Origin of the sequence: Wolinella succinogenes DSM 1740, from assembly GCF_000196135.1 — a bacterium.
Lineage (GTDB): Bacteria > Campylobacterota > Campylobacteria > Campylobacterales > Helicobacteraceae > Wolinella > Wolinella succinogenes.
On record NC_005090.1, the window covers coordinates 527,744 to 547,200 of the forward strand.

Genomic DNA, 19,457 nt, shown 5'->3' on the forward strand with positions numbered 1-19,457 from the left:
GATTAATTCTCAATGTTATTGAATTATATTAAAGTTTGTTATAAACTTGTCTTTATATTTAGCGCGAGTTTTAAAAGAGGTCATGCTACAATCCTCTGCACAAGATGACTTCGACACAAAATCTACACATTACCAATACGATTCGGGGGTGGCGGTGTTCTCCAAGAAAAAAGCGACAGAGATTCTATTTTTTGATTCTAGGGGGTTGGAGTTTCTGGATCTCTCCAACCAAGCGATTCCTCAAGAGAGGGTCTCCTCTAGCACTCGCCTAGTCAGCGCCATCCCCTCCTTGTCGCTTTTGCGTGCCGTGGTGGAGCTTCCTAAGAGTACGGCCCCTGACCTCATCGAGGAATCATTGCTTGAAGCCGCCTATGAGCAGCTCGGCTTGGATGTCGAGGAGGAGTATGCGATGCAGTATCAAAGGCGTGGAATGCCTTATGATGCGGCACGATATGAGTATGATGTCTTCTTGTTGCCCCATGCGGTGATCCATGAACGCTTCGAGGGGCTAGTGGAGAGTCACTCCTACATCGACTGCCTCATCCCCTATATTTTCATCCCGCAAGTACTCTACAAACGGGGATATTTGAGTCCCAAAGGAAGCCAAGTCTTTATTCATATTGGGGATGATGATGCCTTTTTCTTGTTATTTGATGAGGGGGAGGTGATCTACTCCAAGAGCCTGGAGACGAAGATCGGGAATCTCCGTGAGCTCTTCATGGATCGCACGGGGTTGGATTTGGGACGGGAGGAGTTTGCCAAATATCTCACAGGAAGAGCTCCTGATAGCGAGAGCTATGAGGGGGCTTTGAGTTATCTCTATCAGACGCTTTTTAGTGAAATTGAAGAGACTCTTTCGTTTGCGAGACGCCTTCATCCCAATGTGCGCCCTGAGATCATCTACCTAAACACCGCGGCAAAGTTCAAGGAAGAGCTCTACTCCTATCTTGGTGAGATGCTTATGGTGCCCTGCGCACGCGCCTCTTCGATTCCTCTTGGGATGGACTACTCTAGGGATAGCATCATGGCGACGCTGGCGATTCTCTATGCTAGAACTGTTTTAGAGGGCGAGGATCTACCCAATTTCACTATTTATCGGCGTCCTGATCCTTTCTTAAAGAGAGACGGGGGAAGGGTGGTCACTCTTTTGGGAATCTCTTTGATTCTCTCTCTTGCCTATCCTTTTTACGAGGGGATAAGATGGTGGAGCCTAGATCAAGAGGTGGATTTTTCGGTGAGCCAAAGCGCGATTTTTGAGGCCAAAGCCAAAGGATATCAAGGGGAGCTCGCACGACTCAAAGAGGAGAAAGAGCGCTTAGAGAAGGCGATTAGCGAAAAGGAGGAGTCTTATAGGCTCTTTGAAACATCGCTCAAAGAGATTCACGCTTGGCAGCAAAAATATGTGGATAAGAGTCGGGTGCTGAATGACTTTTTAAAGACGAGCTTTCAAAGCGGCGTCTCTTTGGAGAATCTCCTTATTGAAGAGGATAATGGCAGCGTGCGCCTAGAGGTAAATGCGAGCGCCCAAGGACAGAGAGCCTTTTCAGGATTTTTGCGAGAGCTTGGGGAGAGCGGACGCTATTTTGAAGTGGGAACCGAAGAGATTGTGAAAGAGGAGGGGCGTCACCACTCCCTCATCAAGGCGGTGATTCGATGAAGATTTCTCTTAATCTTCAACCTCTAATGAGGCGATTTGAAGTGATTTTGAGTGCGATTGATGACTATTTTGAGCCTAAAGAGGAGAGTGAGAAGCGACTTCTTTATGTCATGCCCGCGCTCTTGCTTTTTTTGCTCTCCTATCTCTTTTTGTTCCCTGCGGCGGAATCGTGGGTGAGCGAGAAGCAATCAGAGCTGGGAAGGGTTAAGGAGTCTTTGGAAAAGAATCGACTCTTTGTGCAGGCATTGGAGCGCTCAGGAGGAGTAGAGCCTAGGCGGGCAGAGCTAGAGAAGACAAGAGAGCGCCTAGAGACTAGCGAGCTTTTGAGCAAGAGGGCGGAGGCAACTCTGGGCGAGGTCTATGCCATGAGTCAGGCGTGGTATTTTACGCTTGATTTTGCGACCAAGGAGGCCTCAGAGCTTGGGCTTGAGGTCATCGATTCCTCTTTTGGGAGTTTTGAAGGCCTTGGGGCGGGCGGGCTTGAGAAGTCATGGATGAAACTTAAAGGCAGGGGGAGCAAGAGAGCGCTCCTAGAGTATCTCTATCGATTGGAACGACAGGGGAAGTTTGTCTCTTTGGAGAGAATCCACCTAGAGCCTAAAGGGGAGAGGTTAGAATTTGAAGTGACGATTGGGAATCAAAAGGGGAGCTTATGAGGATTTTTTTTCTCCTTGGCGTTGCTTTGGCGCTCTCCTTTGGCGCTCAGCCAGACACCTTGGATCGACTTTATGGTAAAATTGTCTCTTTTGAGCGCCAAGGAATCACCCTTGAGGAGATGAGGCGTGCTCCTGACCCCTTTGCCTATAGATTTTCCCAAGAGGTGATGGAGGAGGGTGAGAGGGTAGAGACACCCAGGGTGGCGGCGATTTTTGGAGGAAAGGCTAAGATTGGCGAGAGGTGGTTGCGCCAAGGTGAATCTTATGGGGGCTGGAAGGTGCTCTTGATTGAGCGAGATCGCGTGAGATTGGAATCTCCACTGGGAGAGCGACGATACTACCCTCTTTATGAGAGCAAAGATTTGAAAGTGGAGAAGCGATGAGAAAGGGATGGATATTTTTTTGGGTTTGGATGGGCTTAGCGCTCTCGTTGCAGGCAGCTTCTTGCAAGGATCGAGTTTTCAATCTCTCCACTCAAGATAGTGGTGTGAGCGTGGAAGAGGTGGTGAAACAGCTCGCTTCAGAGTGCGCCTATAGCATCCTTTTAAAGGATGAGGAGGCGCGCGCTAGGCTCAAAGCGGATATGCCCGCTCTCAATATCCGCCAAGCCCCTTTAGAGCGTGTTTTTGACTTGGTGCTCAAAGAGAATGGACTCTATTACGAGTTTGATGGAAGCGTGCTAAAGATCAGCTACCTTGTCACCAAAACTTTCAAAATCAACTATGTAGGAATGGATCGAAGCGGAGTGAGCAATACGGAGGTTTCTATTAGTCGAGATGATGGAATCAACAGCTCTTCAAGTAGTTCATCAGCCTTAGGCTCATCTCAGGGAAGCTCAGGATCGAGTTTTCAGCGGAGCTCGGTGAGTGGAAGCAAATCAGGAATCAATATCAAGGCCGAAGATGGATTTCGATTTTGGGAGGGGATTCAGGCGGAGATTTTGGCGATTCTTAATCGTCCTGGCGATTCTTATACCCTCCCCCAAGCCAATAGCATCCTTTTAAAGGATGAGGAGGCGCGCGCTAGGCTCAAAGCGGATATGCCCGCTCTCAATATCCGCCAAGCCCCTTTAGAGCGTGTTTTTGACTTGGTGCTCAAAGAGAATGGACTCTATTACGAGTTTGATGGAAGCGTGCTAAAGATCAGCTACCTTGTCACCAAAACTTTCAAAATCAACTATGTAGGAATGGATCGAAGCGGAGTGAGCAATACGGAGGTTTCTATTAGTCGAGATGATGGAATCAACAGCTCTTCAAGTAGTTCATCAGCCTTAGGCTCATCTCAGGGAAGCTCAGGATCGAGTTTTCAGCGGAGCTCGGTGAGTGGAAGCAAATCAGGAATCAATATCAAGGCCGAAGATGGATTTCGATTTTGGGAGGGGATTCAGGCGGAGATTTTGGCGATTCTTAATCGTCCTGGCGATTCTTATACCCTCCCCCAAGCCAATAGTGAAAATAGAGAAAGTGAAATTCTCGGCGGCTCTTTGGAGAGCTCTCAAGCCCAACAGGCCCGCACCACTAAATCCGAATCGGGTGCGGTGATCGTGAATCGAGGCGCTGGATTGGTGACGGTCACAGGGACGAGTCCTCAGGTGGATCGAGTCGCTCAATATATCGAGGAGCTTCACGCCCGACTTCAAAGTCAAGTGATGATTGATGTGAGCATTTTAACCGTGCGCCATAGCAAAGGACAGACCACGGGAGTGGATTGGAATCAGCTCTACAATCTCCAAAATATCGCCATCCACACCAAGAGCACCACCACGAGCAATAGTAGTGGTAGTGGTAGCACGAGCGACACCACTAGCATCACCACAGGCCCTAGCGGGACGAGCATTCAGCAAGGGACGGCCAGCGGGGCATCTGTTTTGGGAGTGGGGAGTCATTCACAGGTGGGATATGCGGTGAATATCTTCTCCCAAGGGGTCTCTTTGACACGCGTGATTGAATTTCTCCAGAGTTATGGAGATGTCACTTCAGTCTCCAATCCTAAAGTGCTCACGCTCAACAATCAGCCTGCCATGATTAGCGTGGGCAATATCATTCGCTATCGCAAAAGCACCGTTTTTCAAACCAGCGGAAGCAACACGGGCACGAACACCAACACCGACACGGAGTATCCTTCGGTCTTTGCGGGGGTGCTTCTTGATATCACTCCTTCGGTCTTTAATGATGAAATCATGCTCAAAATCAACCCCTCCATCACGCAAACCAAAAGCACTGATGTCGAAAATGCCTCCACGGCGCTTGAGACCCCTCCCAATCTCTCCACCAACCAACTCTCTTCACTCGTGAGAATCAAAGATGGCGAAAAAATCGTCCTAGGGGGGCTAATTAGCAAGAGCAATCAAAAAAAAGAGAACAAGGTTCCTCTGCTTGGTGATGTGCCTGTGCTTGGCTACCTTTTCTCCTATAATGCGGATGTAGAGAGCACGGATGAGATGGTGATTGTTATTACTCCCCATATTATCAAAGGCTCCCAAGGCCCTTCCTTGCAAGAGCTTGGCTATAGACTTATGGGTGAGAAAGATTTTTCAGGCGAGAAAATCCCCGCCAAAGAGAAGAATCTTGAATAGATTTGAGACCCTTGAAATTCGCTGGAGGCGCTACAAAAAGCGTCTTTGGGCAAAGCGTATATTGGCCATCTCTCTAGGAGTGGCGTCTCTTTTGGCGGTGGGATATGGACTTCTCGGGCCATCCCTCACAAAGGAGGCTTCCATAGAGACCCCCTCCTCTGAAGCTTTGGTTTCCGCGCCCAAAGAGGGCGAATCGGCTGCTATAGAGGTGGCCAATGGAGCGTTTGATTCTCAAAGTTCTACGATTCTAGGGGAGAGCAACCTTAAGCCTCTCCAAGAGGAGCGTTGTTTTGTGGTGAAGGCCTCCTTGCTCAACATTCGCGAAGAGCCTAGCCTGAAGTCCAAGATTTTGAGTCGATATGTCCGTGGTGATGAGGTTTGTGCAAGACTTGTGGAGGGGAATTGGATATTTAGCGGAATTGGCTGGGTCTATAATGGCGGCGGGACACTTGTTCTGGCGGGAGAAGAGATGGAAGGCTCAGAAATCAAAGAGGAGAAGCTTTGGGATAAGCCTTCTGAAGAGGGGGCGGGACGAGGTTCTAGCCAAGGCGCCCCTGTTCGCCCTAAGCCCTTCTCGCTTCAGATCAGCTCCGCTCCCTCCACCTCCAAAGAGCGTCAAGCGTTCTACAGGGAGCGATACGAAAAAGAGCCCTCCTATGCCGCCGCCATCGAGCTAGCTCAGAGCTATTTTGAAGAGAAGGATTATGCAAGGGCATATGAGTGGGCGCTTTTGGCGAACAATCATCAAAAAAACTCCGTGCAGTCGTGGTCAATTTTTGCCAAAAGTCTCTATTTTTCAGGAAAAAAAGGTGAGGCGATGGAGGTTTTGGAGCGCTATTTGAGTTTTGATCATTCAGGAGCGCTTGGAAAGTTGCTTGAAGAGATGAAAGCGGGAAGATTGAGGGAGGAGCCATGATCAAACAGAGAATCGGCGATCGACTCATTGATGCAGGACTCATCACCAAGGAGCAATTAGAGGGCGCCCTAAAAGAGCAACAAAAACAGCAAAAGCGCAAAAAAATCGTGCGTGTGCTGGTCGATCTTGGGTTTTTAGATGAGGGGAATTTGCTGGACTTTTTTGTCGAGCAGTGCAAGATGGGGCACCTAGAGCTAGAATCAATCATCGAGGATTTTCCTGCGAGTGAAGAGGAGATTTTGCAGCAGGTCGCCAAAAAGCTAGAGATGGAGTTTGTCGATCTTGATCAGGTGGCAATCGACCCTTTGGTGGTGGAATACACCCCGTTTGCTCAGATCAAGCGTCTCTATGCCTTTCCTTTTAAAGAGAGTGAGCGAGAGATTACGGTGGTGCTCATTAACCCCTTTGATCTTAATGTCAAGGAGACCTTTCAGCGACTCATCCGCAAAAAACCCCTCAACTACGCCATCGCTCGCAAAGAGCAATTCATCGCTGCCCTCTCTCGTCTAGAGCTTAATGATGGCATCAAGGATCTCGTGGCTCGTATCAGGCGAGAGATTAAAAGCGGCGCTGGAGACACAGGGGATGATTCTTCAAGCATCACCAAGCTTATCGAGGTGGTTTTCAGCTATGCTATCTCTCAGCGCGCCAGCGATGTTCACATTGAGGCCAATGAGCTTAGTTGCGTGGTGAGAATCCGAATCGATGGAATCATGACGGAGAGCTTCCGCTTTGATAAAGACCTCTTTGCCCCCCTCGCCTCTAGGATCAAGCTCCTCTCCAACCTTGACATCGCCGAGAAGCGCAAGCCTCAAGATGGTCGATTCTCTTCGGTGTTTGAGGGGAGGGAGTATGACTTTAGGGTCTCGACCCTGCCTATCATCACAGGAGAGTCGATTGTCGCGAGGATCTTGGACAAAAGCAAGGTGCTAGTGGAGCTAGAGCAGCTTGGAATCTCGCCTCTTAATTATGAGCGCTTCAAAAAGACCATCAAAGCCCCCTATGGAATCGTCTTTGTCACTGGACCTACGGGCAGCGGGAAGACCACCACGCTCTACGCGGCGATTAACGCCATTAAAAGCGTGGCACAGAAGATCATCACGGTTGAAGACCCTGTGGAGTATCAAATGGGGCTTATTCAGCAGGTGATGGTGAATGAAAAGGCGGGCTTGACCTTTGCGGGCGCGCTAAGAAGCATCCTTAGACAGGACCCTGATATTATCATGGTGGGGGAGATACGCGACAAAGAGACACTCCAAATCGCTATCCAAGCCGCCCTCACGGGGCATCTTGTCCTCTCCACCCTCCACACCAACGATGCCATCAGCGGAATCACGCGACTGCTTGACATGGGGATTGAGAACTTCTTCATCGGCTCAGCCATTAGTGGTATTCAGGCTCAGCGCCTCGTGCGTAAGCTCTGCCCTCATTGCCGCTATGAGGTGGAGATTCCTCAAGGGTTGGTGGAGGAGCTCAAGCCCTATCTTCCTGAAGATTATCGATTTTACAAGTCACATGGGTGCAAAAAGTGCAACATGGCAGGCTACATGGGGCGCGAAGTGATCTCGGAGGTGGTGATGGCCAATGAAGAGATTAAACGCCTCATCGTCAATGGTGCCTCCAAAGATGAGCTTCTCAAAGAGGCCAAACGAGATGGCTTTGTCTCAATGTTTGAGGATGGATTGCAAAAGGCTTTGGCGGGCGTGACGAGCCTTGATGAAGTCTATCGAGTCGCTAAACTCTCATGAAGTATTTCAAAGTTACCACTCTTGCCAAGGGAAAGCGGCGTCAGGTGATCGTCTCTGCCTCATCCAAAGAGGAGGCACTAAGAAAAATGCGCGAGGAGAAGCGCGGAAAAGTCCTCACAGCCAAAGAGGTGAGCGCCCCTTTGGAGATGAAGATCAAAGAATCGGTGCTCTATTTTTGGGACTCGATTCGGGGGAAGAATCGGGTGAAGCTAGAGGATATGATTCCTGCATTTCGCCAAATGTCACTCATGCTTAACGCGGGAATCTCTATCCATGCGACCATCGAAGATTTGATCGTATTCTCAGCCAACGAGCGGCTGAAGCTCATTTTTCGCGATGTTTTATCTGGAATCAATAGCGGAAAAAGTCTGAGCGAGGCCTTTGGGGCATACCAAGAAGATCTTGGAAGCCTAAGTCTCTCGCTCATTTCGCTAGGTGAGCAGACGGGAAGTCTCTCTCATGCGCTCGCCATGCTTGCCGAGACGCTCGAAGAGATTCGAAGCAATATGGCTAAGTTCAAAAAGGCACTCCGCTATCCCACGATGGTGATTGGAGCGATGGCAATCGCCTTTGTATTGTTGATTGTGATGGTGATCCCGAAGTTTAAAGCGATTTTTGACAGCTTTAACGCCGAGCTTCCTTTGCCCACGCGATTCCTTCTTCAGACGGAGCATATCCTCTCTAATTATGGATGGATGATTTTGGCAGGGCTTATCACGGGAGTGTGGTGGATTAAACGACGCTATCGCTCTTCAGCAGCCTTCAAAAAGCGACTGGATACTTGGAGCCTAAAGATTAAATTGCTGGGCGATATTATCTTTTTGCATGCGATGAATCAATACGTCTCCACCCTCTCTCTACTGCTTAAGGCGGGAATCTCCTTGGAAGAGGCACTTGAATCAGGAAGCGGAATGACGGGCAATGAGCATTTGAGGGAGAAGTTTGAAGGGGTGAGTGATGCGATTAGGCGTGGAGTGGGTTTGACGGAAGCCTTCAGGGAGACCCATCTTTTTGAGCCAACCACTCTTCAGATGATCAATACGGGTGAGCAGAGTGGAGACTTGGATCAGATGCTAGGAGTGGCGGCCAACTACTACAAGATGCGCTATGACAATATCATTGACAATCTTTCCGCCTATATTGAGCCTATTTTAACCGCTTTTATTGCGGGCATGGTTCTGCTTTTAGCGCTTGGAATCTTCATGCCAATGTGGGATTTAGCAGGGGCAGCTAGAGGAGGGTGAGGGGAAGAGGCTTTGATCAAAAAACAAAGCCTCCAAAGAAGAGGGTCGCTATTTAGCTTGGCACTCTGGACAGAGGCCAATCATGGCCAAAGAAGCCTCTCTGATTTGATAGCCACTCTCTTTGATACAATTTTGCATAAGCTCATCGTAGGAGATGTGGAGGTCTTCGATCTTCCCGCACTTCTCACAGACAAGATGGACGTGAGGATGACGACATAGCTCATATTTTTGTTTTTGGTTAGGAACTTTGAGCTCCCGAACGATATTGGCCTCTTGCATAGAGGTGAGATTTTTATAGATCGTTGCTAGAGACATAGAGGGGTAGAGTGTTTTGATATTTTCGTAAATATCCTCAATATTAATGTGACCCGCCTTATGAATCTCCTGCAAAATCGCCATACGCTGAGGCGTGACCTTGAGATGATTCTCTTTGAGTAGTTCTTCAAAATTCATGGCTTGTTCCTTTGGAGCGATTAAGAGGAGCAAAATGCATCCATAGATTATAATCACTCGGCTCTTTTTTCGCAAGGTTAGCAGAAAAAGAAAAGATTGTCAATAATAAAAATTATCAACAAATATTGGTAGAGAAAAAATTCATGGCTTTCATTTAAGCTTTTATAGAGTTTTAAAGCTCTTTTTAGATACAATCGCAGACTTTTTAGGAATTCTTCGTGCGTTTGGCGCTATTTTTGACTATTTTTTAAGGAAGGAGTCGCTTTTTGTTTGACACGCTGACCGAATCGTTTCGAGGGGCTATCAATAAGATTCGTTTTCACGATGATGAAAAGTCTCTAAAAAAGGCTCTAGAGGAGCTTAAAAAAGCTCTACTCAAGGCCGATGTCCACTATAAAGCGGTCAAAGACCTCCTTAAAACCGTTGAAAATGAAACCAAAGCCAAAGGGATTGGTAAAGAGAGTTTTTTGAGTGCTCTGCGCCAAGGACTTTTGGAGATTCTTCAAACCAGTGGCTCCCAAGGATTTGTGTTTGCCTCAAAGCCTCCGACTGTTGTTTTGATGGCGGGACTTCAGGGAAGCGGTAAGACTACCACGACGGCCAAGCTCGCCTCTTTTTTAAAGACCAAAGGCAAAAAAGTACTGATGGCGGCTTGCGACCTCCAGCGACTAGCGGCGGTGGAGCAGCTCAAACAGTTGAGCGCTCAGATCGAGGTTGACCTCTATCATGAAGAGGAGAGTGCCAATCCCGTGCAGATCGCTAAAAACGCCCTTCATCGAGCCAATGAAGGGCTTTATGATGTTCTTTTGGTGGACACCGCGGGACGATTGGCGATTGATGAAGCGCTCATGCAAGAGCTAAAGAGCGTCAAAGAGGCAATTCATCCCCACGAGGTCTTCTATGTGGCCGATAGCTTGAGCGGACAGGATGGAGTGCGAAGTGCAGAGCGATTCCACCAAGAGATGGCGCTAAGTGGTGTGATTTTGAGTAAGTTTGATGGCGATAGTAAAGGGGGCGTGGCGCTCTCGATTGCTTATCAGATCGGGATTCCTCTGCGCTTCATCGGAAGTGGAGAGAAGATTCCTGATTTGGATCCTTTCTTGCCTGACCGAATCGTCAATCGCCTTATGGGGGCGGGTGATATCGAATCTCTTGCAGAGAAGACCTCAGCGGTGATCAGCGAGAAAGAGGCCAAAAACCTCACCAAAAAGATTAAAAAGGGTGAATTTAACTTTAATGACTTTTTGGCGCAGATGGACAATATGAAAAAGCTCGGCTCCATGCAGTCGATTCTCTCGATGTTGCCTGGTATGGGAAGCATGGCGAGCGCGCTCAAGGATGTCGATTTAGATAATTCGCGTGAAATTAAGCAGATACGGGCAATGGTAGCCTCTATGACCCCCAAAGAGAGAGAAGACCCTTCGCTTCTTAATGGAAGTCGGCGCAAAAGAATCGCTCTTGGCTCAGGGATGGAGGTGGCGGATGTGAATCGCGTCATCAAGCAGTTTGATGGAGCGGCTAAGATGGCGAAGAAGTTCTCGGGCAAGCGGGGTATGCAAGACCTCATGGGCCTTATGAATCAATCCAAAATGGGGCGCTTGGGCTAGTTTAAGCCTTAGCCTAGAGCATTGAGGTGTTTTAGGCTAAGATTTAAGCGATTAAATCTAAAAAAATTTTTAACACAACTCAATATCAGGGAGAAACAATATGGCAACCGTTATAAGATTGACAAGACTTGGACGAAAGAAGAAACCTTTTTACCGAATGGTCGTGACTGACAGCCGCAAGAGAAGAGATGGGGGCTGGGTTGAGGCGATTGGATACTATAATCCTCTAGCAGAGACTCCTGTCGTGAAGTTTGATGCAGAGCGACTCAAGTATTGGGTGAGCGTAGGCGCTAAGATGAGTGATCGCGTTGCGACGCTCACGGCTTCTAAGTAAGTTTTGATACAGGGGATCAGGGTTGGTTGAGACTTTCATCGAGGAGTACGCCAAGAAGATCGCACTAGATGCCGATAAGATTAGGGTAGTGAGAGAGGAGATGGAAGAGCATTTTTCTCAAATCACCATCTTTGCTTCCAGCCAAGATGCAGGAAGATTGATCGGCAAGGATGGGCGAATGATTGGCGCGCTTAAAACCTTGGTCTCTGGCTGTAAAGCCAAGGATGGATTCTCCTATAAAATCATCGTCAAGGCGATTGATTAATTTTGGAGAGAATCGAGGTGGCTCGTTTCGGTCGAGCCGTGGGACTTAAAGGAGAGGTCAAGCTCCATCTCTTGACTGACTTTCCCGAGACACTCAAAGGGGGCAAATCCTTCCTTTGGGAGAAGGGAACTTTGACGCTTCGGTCATTCAATCCTCACTCCAATCAGGCGCGCTTTGATGAGATTAATAGTCGCGAAGAGGCCGCTTTGCTCACCAATCATCTGCTTTACACCACCATGGAAAAAACTCTGCAGGAGTGCACCCTGGAAGAGGGCGAGCATTTTTGGTTTGAGATCGTAGGGTGTGAGGTGATGGAAGAGGGCGAGCGGCTTGGTAAGGTGGAGGGAATCGAGCGGCTTGGTGCGGTGGACTACCTCATCATTCAAACCGATCCTCTCCTTCAGAAAGCGCTTGGAATCAAGCGCTTTCTGGTGCCCTATATCGATCGATTCGTGCTTTTGGCGGATGTGAAGAATCGTCTTGTTGAGTGCAGCGGAGCCAAGGGAATCTTGGAGGCGAGCTAGTGAAATTCAGCTTTTTCACGCTCTTTCCTTCGCTTATTTCGGGTTATTTTGAGGATTCGATTCTTAAAAGAGCTAGAGATGAGGGAAGAATCGAGATTGAGTGGGTCAACTTTCGAGAGTTTAGCCAAGACCGCTTCAAAAAGGTGGATGAATATCAAATCGGCGGAGGGGCGGGTTTGGTGATTGAGCCTAGGGTCGTCACCCAAGCCATTTCGGAGCTTAAAGCAAAGAATCAAGACGCCAAAATCCTCTTCTTGCTCCCTGCTGGCAAGCCTTTCACCCATCAAGACGCGTGCCGACTGGCTCAAAAAGAGAGCCATTTAGTGCTTGTGTGCGGGCGCTATGAGGGGATTGATGAGAGGGCGATAGAGGCAAATGCTGATGAAGTTTTCTGCATGGGGGACTATATCCTAACGGGCGGAGAGATTGCAGCTTTGGCTCTGTGCGATGCGGTTTCAAGACAAATTCCCGGAGTGCTTGGAAATGAAGAATCGCTTCAAGGGGAGAGCTTTGACTCTTTTTTGCTTGAAGCGCCCGTCTTTGCAAGGAGCAAAACCCCCGAGGGTCTAAGCGCTCCTTCAGAGTATTCAAAGGGTAATCACGCTAAAATCTGCGCCTTAAAAAGACGGCTATCTTTGGCGAAAACCCAATACTATAGACCGGATCTCTACAAAAAATATAAAATTCAAGAAAGCGACAAGGGCAAAAAATGAGAAATCGATATATAGAGAGCTTTGAAAAAGCGCAAATCGCCGACAAAAACATTCCTCAGTTCAAAGCGGGTGACACTTTGCGTGTAGGCGTAAAGATCCAAGAGGGCGATAAGACAAGGGTTCAAAATTTTGAAGGTATCTGCATCTCTGTTCGTGGAACGGGCACAGGCAAGACTTTCACTATCCGAAAGATGGGCGCCAACAATGTAGGCGTAGAGAGAATCTTCCCCCTTTATAGCGATAGCCTTGAGAGCGTGACTCTTCTTCGTGTGGGTCGAGTTCGAAGAGCCAAGCTCTACTATCTACGCGATCGAAGCGGTAAATCCGCGAGAATTAAGGAGCTCAGGAAGTAACTCTTCCTTCTCCCTCTCCTCTTCTTCTAGCTTCTTAAACTCTTCACAAACGATTCGTAAATTTTCTCTAACTCTTCGCCTCGACTGTCCAACTCTTTGTGATCGCTTTTGAGTGCATGCTCCAAAAGAGCGACTCGCTTGAGCAGGTATTCAAAGAGTTGTTTGTCAATATCAGGTAGTTTGCCCATGTCGCTTGGGTCTTTGCTCCGGCCTTTATCAATCACTCTAGCGGGAATGCCCACAGCGGTTGAATCGGCGGGAACACTCCGAATCACAACGGAGTTGGCACCAATTTTGGAATGGGCTCCAATGGTAATATTGCCGAGGATTTTCGCTCCCGCACCAATCACCACTCCCTCTTCGATGGTGGGATGGCGCTTGGTGCGCTCTAGGCTCACTCCTCCTAGGCTCACCCCTTGATAAATGGTAACATCATCTCCTACGATAGCTGTCTCGCCGATGACCACGCCAATTCCATGATCGATAAAGACACGGCGCCCAATAGTGGCTCCGGGATGAATATCAATATTGGTCACAAACTGGTTGAAAGCCATAAGAATCCGCGCCACTACTCTAAAGCCTCGGCGGTGAAGAGCGTGGGCGAATCGATGGTGGACAATGGCGATGAGGCCTGGATAGTTGAAAAAGAGCTCGACTCTAGAGCGAATCGCGGGATCTTTTTCAAAAACAACGGCGAAGTCCTCTTTGATGATCGAAAAGAACTCTCTAAGGCGACTCACTTGCGCTCTCCGTTGGTGATGGTGCGGAGGTAGCCATTTTCGCTCAGCATCACATAGAGCTGACCCAGCACCTCTTTGCGCGTCTCATCATCAATAAGCTCCGAATCCTCAATTCTCTGCTTGAGGCGGCGCTCAATCTCCTTGGTGTCATAGTCTAGGTCATCAAGTACATCTAGAATCGTCTGCGCCTCCAAGAGGTTGGTGACGGAGTGAGTGCCGTCCTCTTCAAATTCTACGCTTAGCTCGGTGGGGTGAGTGAAGAGGTTGTGACGCATCCCAAGCACCTCTTGGTAGGCTCCCACGAGAAAGAATCCAAGAAAATACTCTTCTGTGGTCACATCCACATCATGCAAAAAGAGCGGCTTGTTAAGGTCAAAGCCGATCTCCCCATCGCTATCGCAGGTGATATCCCAAAGACTCGCTGAGCGTGTGGGGCGTTTGTTAAGGCGATCTAGTGGCATCACGGGGAAGCTCTGTTCCAAGCCCCAATAATCCGGGAGACTTTGGAAAAAGGAGCAATTGAGCAAGTAGCGCTCTTGGACCTGCTCTTGGATACGAATGATGTCGCTGTGATTCTTGTGTTTGAGAATCTTAATCACCTTTTTGATGATGAGGTGAACCAAAATCTCCGTGTTGCTCCGATCTTGAAGGTCGATATAGCCAAGATCAAAAAGAGTGAGGAGCGATTCCATGTGATCAAGACTATCATGCAGATATTCAATCGCATATTTCTCGTTCACTGTGTTGTAGAGCTCGTTGAGTTCTTCGATGAGCTGGGGATTCTTGTCCTTGAGGTGGAGCGCTTTCTCATCGTATTCTTGGGAGAAGAGCTCTAGCACAGGAGCCACAAGAAGTGCATGGCTAGCGGCGATGTAGCGCCCTGATTCGATATAAATGTCAGGTTCGGGCTCTTTTTTGTTTTTGGCAATCTCTTTGAGCGAGAAGACCACATCTCCTGCGAATTCATCCAATGTGTAGTTTCGGTTAGGCGAGCCTTCATGCTGGGTGTATTCGACAGCCAATCCTCCGCCAATATTGACGCTTTTGAGATTCTTTGCTCCCATCTTGCGAAGCTCAGCATAGATGTTGCCCGCCTCTCTCATCGCTTTTTTGAGCGGGGAGATATCGCTAATTTGCGAACCAATGTGAAAGTGAATCATGGTGAATTTTTCGATGAGCTTGTGCTTCTCTAGGAGGCGGATTCCCTCCAAGAGCTCCGTGGAGGTGAGGCCAAACTTGGAGTTGATTCCACCGCTTTTTGCCCAAATACCAATCCCGCTACTGTGAAGTCGGATACGCAGACCAATATTGGGGCAGGGTTTTCCCATCTCTTCGGCCACCTCAATGATTGTCTCTAGCTCATTGAGCCCCTCGATTGTCAAGGTGATCTCGTGCCCCATATTGGCGGCGATGAAACCAAGTGAGATCATCTCCTTGTCTTTAAAGCCATTGACAGTGATGGGTGAGCCTTTGTTGGTGTAGGCCATCGCGATGATGAGCTCCGCCTTGCTGCCCGCCTCAAGACCATAGCAACGATTCTGTGAAAGCTCCACAAGGGGGAGGACAAAATTGGGAAACTGATTGACCTTCAAAGGAAATACCGCTTTGAACTGCCCTTTGTAGTGGTATTGCTTGATGGAGGTTTCAAAGTGGGTGAAAATCTTATCGACCTGCTTTTTGATTAGATGGGGAAATCGGAGCAGCAGAGGCCCTCGATAGCCCTCTTCCCGAACCTTTTTGACAATATCAATGATGGCGGGCTTGGTTTTGTAGTTGATTTTGACCTGTCCGTCTTCAATAATAAAGTCATTGTCCGACCAGAAGTTTATTCCATAATCGACCATGCGTGTCCTTGAGGGGAGATGGAGTCTTAAAAAGTGCGAATTATAGCACTTTTATGTTAGCATTTATTGTATCAAATCGCCAAAAAGAGAGTGCCTAAAAGATGATCGATTTTGACAACCAAACCGACACCAATCTAGACATCACGCTTTTGGAATCCATCGCCACTTTTTTGTCTCCAAGAGAGGTGGAGTTGATTCTGCTTGATGATGAAGCGATGCGTAAGATCAACCAAGAGCATCGGGGGATAGATAAGAGCACCGATGTGCTCTCTTTCCCCCTAGAGGGGGGTGATTTTCTTCCCTTGGGTTCGATACTCCTCTCTATTGATCGAGTGAGGGCGGAAGCAGAGCTGCGGGGTCACTCGATCGAGGCGGAAGCGGCGCTCCTTTTTATTCATGGGATGCTTCATCTCTTGGGGTATGACCATGAGTATGATCAGGGCGAACAGCGTTTCAAAGAGGAGGAGCTCATCACGCGCTTTGGGTTGCCTTCTAGCTTGATTGTGAGGACAGAGGAATTGTAAAGCGATTCCACGCCTTTTGCACGATTGAATCATTACCATGGGGGAAATTTATCGCTAAGGATGGAACCCATGTTAAGAATCGGACTTCTCGCGCTCACTCTTGCGGGCGGACTCTATGCTCAAACTCCTCTTCATATGTACAAAAGCCCCTCTTGTGGTTGTTGTGGACTATGGGGAGGACACATGGAGAAAAATGGCTTCACCCTCAAAGAGACCAAGACCAACAACCTCTATGAGGTGAAAATCAAAGCCAAAGTGCCCTTGGAGCTGGCGAGTTGCCATACGGCTTTTGTGGAGGGGTATATCATCGAAGGGCATGTTCCTGCGGAGGCCGTGAAAGAACTGCTCGCCAAAAGGCCTGAGGGGATTATCGGGATTGCGGTGCCGGGGATGCCTCTAGGAAGTCCTGGAATGGAGCAGGGCGATGTGAAAGATGACTATGATGTGATCGCTTTTGATGCCAAAGGAAATCAGACTCTTTTTAAAAGTTATCGTTTTAGTCGCTAAGGCTCATTCAGGAAGACGCCAGAGAATCTCGCGCTCTCCCTGAACTTTTAAAATCTCATTGGTCTTAGAGAAGTGCCCATTCCCAAAGTATCGATTCCCTGCTAGGGGCGAGGGGTGGGCTGATTCTAAAATCGTGTGTTTTGTAGAGTCAATCAGAACCCTCTTTTCTCTAGCGAAATTCCCCCAAAGCAGAAAAACCACCCCCTTTTTCTTTCTAGAGAGAGCAGAGATGGCGGCATCGGTGAAGGTTTGCCAGCCAAACTTTTGGTGCGATCCTGCTTTGCCCTGTTCCACGCTTAGAATGGCATTGAGCATGAAGACGCCCTGTTTAGCCCAAGAGGTGAGATCGCCATGCTTGGCTGGAGGAATCCCAAGGTCTCGCTCTAACTCTTTATAGACATTGCGGAGCGAGGCGGGGAGGGCAACTCCTTTAGGCACGGAGAAGCAGAGCCCCATGGCTTGATGGGGAGCGTGATAGGGATCTTGGCCCAAGATGACCGCTTTGACCTGATCAAAAGGGGTGAGGTTAAAGGCGTTGAAAAGGAGCGGAGCGGGTGGATAGAGGATCGCCCCGCTGCTCTTGGCTTGAAGGTATGATTCTCGGATGGAATCAAAATAGGGTTTGGTAAATTCCTCTTTCAAGACCTCTTTCCATGAGGGCTCAATCTTGATTCGCTCCAAATCCGCCATAATCAAAAGGGCTATTCAATGATTTTAGGAACGATAAAGTAGTTCTCAGCGCTTTGAGGAGCGTGCTTGAGAATGAGGGCGGGAATCTCTTCGTCATTCATAGGGGTATCTTCTCTCATGGGTGTTTTCCCCTCTAGGGTCGTGAAGGTCGCCTCTAGACCCTCAACCTCTAGCGAGTTGAGGTTCTCGACGAAGTTCACGATCTCTCCAAGCTCAGCCTTGATGGATTCCTTTTTCTCTTCGGGCACCTCAATCATCGCGAGGCTCTCTAGGCGCGCTAGAAGCTTATCATCGATTTGCATCCTCTCTCCTTTATAGTTTTCTTGGGTCGGTGATTTTGCCCTTTAGGGCGCTAGCCGCAGCTACGGCGGAGTTGGCGAGATAGACCTCGGAGCTTCTAGCACCCATTCGGCCGACAAAGTTTCGGTTGGTGGTGGAGACACATCGTTCGTTGTCTCCAAGGATTCCCATGTAGCCGCCAAGGCAAGCGCCACAGGTGGGGTTGCTAATAAGCGCACCCGCTTCTAGGAGGGTGTCGATGAGTCCCTCTTGGTGGGCGTCTTTGTAAATTTGTTGGGTTCCTGGGGTGATGATGAGGCGCACATCGGGATGGACGCGCTTGCCTTTGAGGATTTGAGCGGCGATTCGAAGGTCGCTTAGGCGGCCGTTGGTGCAGCTTCCGATGAAGGCTTGATCGATTTTGAGGTCATCTTTGACCGCTTGGGAGATGCTTTTGCCATTGCTAGGGAGAAAGGGATAGGCGATCACGGGCTCTAGTTTCTCTACATCAATCTCAATCGTCTGCTCATAGAGGGCATCCGCATCCGCCTGATAGTATTTAGGTTCAGCTCGGAGGGATTTTCTTGAGGCAAGGAACTCTTTGGTGATGGAATCAGCAGCGATAATGCCATTTTTGGCTCCCGCTTCAATCGCCATATTGCAAAGAGAGAATCGATCATCCATGCTGAGCTGCTCGATGGTGTCACCTTGGAATTCTAAAGCCTTGTAGAGGGCTCCATCCACGCCGATTTGGCGGATGATCTCCAGGATGAGATCTTTGCCATAGACATGCTCTTGGAGCTTGCCTTTAAAGACCACGCGGATGCTTGGGGGTACCTTGAACCAGTTTTTTCCCGTGATCATGGCGTAGGCAAGATCGGTGCTTCCCATACCCGTGGCAAAGGCGCCAAGAGCACCGTGTGTACAGGTGTGAGAATCGGCCCCAATAATCACATCGCCAGGGAGTACCAACCCTTTTTCGGGGAGGATGGCGTGTTCGATTCCCATATCGCGCTCATCAAAATAGTGTTTTAGCTGATGCTTTTTGGCAAAATCTCGGCTGATTCGCGCTTGATTGGCGCTAGCGATATCCTTGGCGGGGATGAAGTGATCCATGACAATGCAAAATCCATCAGGATTAGCGAGCTTTGTTGCGCCGCTCTCCTCAAAAGCGCGAATAGAGAGGGGCGTGGTGATGTCGTTTCCTATGACCATATCAATAGGCGATTCGATGATTTCGCCCGCGCTCACCTGCTTATTGGTGTGCGCAGAAAAAATTTTCTCGGTGAGAGTCTGTCCCATGAGCGTCCTTGTTAGAGCCAAAATATGGCGCCAATGTTACAGAGTTCTTCGTTAAAAGTTGATAATAATCAAGAATGAGGTAAGCTAAACGCATCCAAAACCAAGCTTTTTTACAAGGAAACTATGATCATGAAGAAAATCGAAGCAGTCATCAAACCCTTCAAACTTGAAGAGGTCAAAAGCGCTCTAGTGGAGCGAGGAATTAGCGGGATGACGGTGAGCGAAGTGAAAGGTTATGGTCGCCAAAAAGGGCATACAGAGCTCTATAGAGGCGCTGAATATGTGGTGGATTTCATCCCCAAGATCAAGCTGGAGATCGTCGTGAGGGATGAGGAGGTCGAAGGAATCATCGAGGCGATTATCAAGAGCGCCAAAACGGGAAAAATTGGCGATGGAAAGATTTTTGTCACGCCCGTAGAGCGCGCGATTCGTATCCGCACCCAAGAGAGCGATGAAGAGGCGATTTGAGGCGAGGAGGATCTCCTCACCTCTAAACTCCCCCCAAGTTAGACTAAAGTAGAATCCC

The 19,457-nt window shown here is 48.7% G+C and carries 22 protein-coding genes; 16 read left to right on the plus strand and 6 right to left on the minus strand.

From position 1 onward, the window contains the following. The first annotated feature begins 82 nt into the window (after positions 1 to 82). From WS_RS02640 to WS_RS02670, 7 genes are read left to right on the plus strand one after another with little or no spacing between them, the layout of a single operon-like run. Positions 83 to 1,657, plus strand: coding sequence for a hypothetical protein (locus WS_RS02640; protein WP_041571709.1), 1,575 nt, complete (start codon positions 83 to 85; stop codon positions 1,655 to 1,657). Further along, the gene (locus WS_RS02645) at positions 1,654 to 2,313 is read left to right on the plus strand and encodes a hypothetical protein (RefSeq protein WP_011138474.1); all 660 of its coding nucleotides are present in this window, start codon (positions 1,654 to 1,656) and stop codon (positions 2,311 to 2,313) included. Before WS_RS02640 ends, WS_RS02645 begins: the two co-directional genes overlap by 4 nt. Continuing rightward, complete coding sequence (locus WS_RS02650) at positions 2,310 to 2,696, plus strand: hypothetical protein (protein WP_011138475.1); 387 nt, start codon at positions 2,310 to 2,312, stop codon at positions 2,694 to 2,696. The genes WS_RS02645 and WS_RS02650 overlap by 4 nt, the downstream gene beginning before the upstream one ends. Continuing rightward, complete coding sequence (gene mshL, locus WS_RS02655; RefSeq protein ID WP_011138476.1) at positions 2,693 to 4,888, plus strand: pilus (MSHA type) biogenesis protein MshL; 2,196 nt, start codon at positions 2,693 to 2,695, stop codon at positions 4,886 to 4,888. Before WS_RS02650 ends, mshL begins: the two co-directional genes overlap by 4 nt. Further along, positions 4,881 to 5,804: a CDC27 family protein gene (locus WS_RS02660; protein ID WP_011138477.1), complete on the plus strand. Its 924-nt coding sequence runs from the start codon at positions 4,881 to 4,883 to the stop codon at positions 5,802 to 5,804. Before mshL ends, WS_RS02660 begins: the two co-directional genes overlap by 8 nt. Then, entirely contained in the window at positions 5,801 to 7,552 is a 1,752-nt protein-coding gene (locus WS_RS02665; protein ID WP_011138478.1) for a GspE/PulE family protein, read from the plus strand. Before WS_RS02660 ends, WS_RS02665 begins: the two co-directional genes overlap by 4 nt. Next, a complete protein-coding gene (locus WS_RS02670; protein ID WP_011138479.1) occupies positions 7,549 to 8,796 on the plus strand; it encodes a type II secretion system F family protein in 1,248 nt (415 codons plus the stop codon). The genes WS_RS02665 and WS_RS02670 overlap by 4 nt, the downstream gene beginning before the upstream one ends. A 48-nt stretch (positions 8,797 to 8,844) precedes the next feature. Here the strand turns inward: WS_RS02670 and WS_RS02675 are convergent, their stop codons facing one another. Next, entirely contained in the window at positions 8,845 to 9,249 is a 405-nt protein-coding gene (locus WS_RS02675) for a Fur family transcriptional regulator (protein ID WP_011138480.1), read from the minus strand. 266 nt (positions 9,250 to 9,515) lie between these two features. Between WS_RS02675 and ffh the strand changes: the two genes are divergently transcribed. From ffh to rplS, 6 genes are all read left to right on the plus strand, one after another. Next, the gene (ffh, locus tag WS_RS02680; protein ID WP_011138481.1) at positions 9,516 to 10,856 is read left to right on the plus strand and encodes a signal recognition particle protein; all 1,341 of its coding nucleotides are present in this window, start codon (positions 9,516 to 9,518) and stop codon (positions 10,854 to 10,856) included. A 100-nt stretch (positions 10,857 to 10,956) separates the two neighbouring features. Continuing rightward, positions 10,957 to 11,190 (plus strand): 30S ribosomal protein S16, encoded by a 234-nt coding sequence (rpsP, locus tag WS_RS02685; RefSeq protein ID WP_011138482.1) that lies wholly within the window; start codon positions 10,957 to 10,959, stop codon positions 11,188 to 11,190. Positions 11,191 to 11,212: 22 nt separating this feature from the next. Continuing rightward, a complete protein-coding gene (locus WS_RS02690; RefSeq protein ID WP_011138483.1) occupies positions 11,213 to 11,455 on the plus strand; it encodes a KH domain-containing protein in 243 nt (80 codons plus the stop codon). Positions 11,456 to 11,457: 2 nt separating this feature from the next. Beyond that, the gene (rimM, locus tag WS_RS02695) at positions 11,458 to 11,979 is read left to right on the plus strand and encodes a ribosome maturation factor RimM (protein WP_041571710.1); all 522 of its coding nucleotides are present in this window, start codon (positions 11,458 to 11,460) and stop codon (positions 11,977 to 11,979) included. Then, entirely contained in the window at positions 11,979 to 12,692 is a 714-nt protein-coding gene (trmD, locus tag WS_RS02700; protein ID WP_011138485.1) for a tRNA (guanosine(37)-N1)-methyltransferase TrmD, read from the plus strand. Before rimM ends, trmD begins: the two co-directional genes overlap by 1 nt. Further along, a complete protein-coding gene (gene rplS / locus WS_RS02705) occupies positions 12,689 to 13,045 on the plus strand; it encodes a 50S ribosomal protein L19 (protein WP_011138486.1) in 357 nt (118 codons plus the stop codon). The genes trmD and rplS overlap by 4 nt, the downstream gene beginning before the upstream one ends. A gap of 26 nt (positions 13,046 to 13,071) precedes the next feature. Here rplS and cysE read toward each other — a convergent pair whose 3' ends face one another. Then, the gene (gene cysE / locus WS_RS02710) at positions 13,072 to 13,785 is read right to left on the minus strand and encodes a serine O-acetyltransferase (protein WP_011138487.1); all 714 of its coding nucleotides are present in this window, start codon (positions 13,783 to 13,785) and stop codon (positions 13,072 to 13,074) included. Then, positions 13,782 to 15,629, minus strand: a complete 1,848-nt coding sequence (speA, locus tag WS_RS02715) for an arginine decarboxylase (protein ID WP_011138488.1) — start codon at positions 15,627 to 15,629, stop codon at positions 13,782 to 13,784. The genes cysE and speA overlap by 4 nt, the downstream gene beginning before the upstream one ends. Before the next feature lie 101 nt (positions 15,630 to 15,730). Here speA and ybeY point away from each other — a divergent pair, with 101 nt between their 5' ends. Together ybeY and WS_RS02725 are read left to right on the plus strand one after the other, a co-directional pair. Beyond that, entirely contained in the window at positions 15,731 to 16,153 is a 423-nt protein-coding gene (ybeY, locus tag WS_RS02720; protein WP_011138489.1) for an rRNA maturation RNase YbeY, read from the plus strand. Between the two features lie 69 nt (positions 16,154 to 16,222). After that, positions 16,223 to 16,660: a DUF411 domain-containing protein gene (locus tag WS_RS02725; RefSeq protein ID WP_011138490.1), complete on the plus strand. Its 438-nt coding sequence runs from the start codon at positions 16,223 to 16,225 to the stop codon at positions 16,658 to 16,660. Between the two features lie 3 nt (positions 16,661 to 16,663). Here WS_RS02725 and ung read toward each other — a convergent pair whose 3' ends face one another. From ung to leuC, 3 genes are read right to left on the minus strand one after another with little or no spacing between them, the layout of a single operon-like run. Further along, positions 16,664 to 17,350, minus strand: a complete 687-nt coding sequence (gene ung, locus WS_RS02730; protein WP_041571712.1) for a uracil-DNA glycosylase — start codon at positions 17,348 to 17,350, stop codon at positions 16,664 to 16,666. Positions 17,351 to 17,361: 11 nt separating this feature from the next. Further along, positions 17,362 to 17,652, minus strand: coding sequence for an Asp-tRNA(Asn)/Glu-tRNA(Gln) amidotransferase subunit GatC (gene gatC, locus WS_RS02735; RefSeq protein ID WP_011138492.1), 291 nt, complete (start codon positions 17,650 to 17,652; stop codon positions 17,362 to 17,364). Positions 17,653 to 17,662: 10 nt separating this feature from the next. Beyond that, complete coding sequence (leuC, locus tag WS_RS02740; RefSeq protein WP_011138493.1) at positions 17,663 to 18,931, minus strand: 3-isopropylmalate dehydratase large subunit; 1,269 nt, start codon at positions 18,929 to 18,931, stop codon at positions 17,663 to 17,665. Between the two features lie 129 nt (positions 18,932 to 19,060). On the opposite strand from leuC, the gene WS_RS02745 reads away from it, so the two are divergent. Beyond that, positions 19,061 to 19,399 (plus strand): P-II family nitrogen regulator, encoded by a 339-nt coding sequence (locus WS_RS02745; RefSeq protein WP_011138494.1) that lies wholly within the window; start codon positions 19,061 to 19,063, stop codon positions 19,397 to 19,399. Positions 19,400 to 19,457 lie beyond the last annotated feature (58 nt).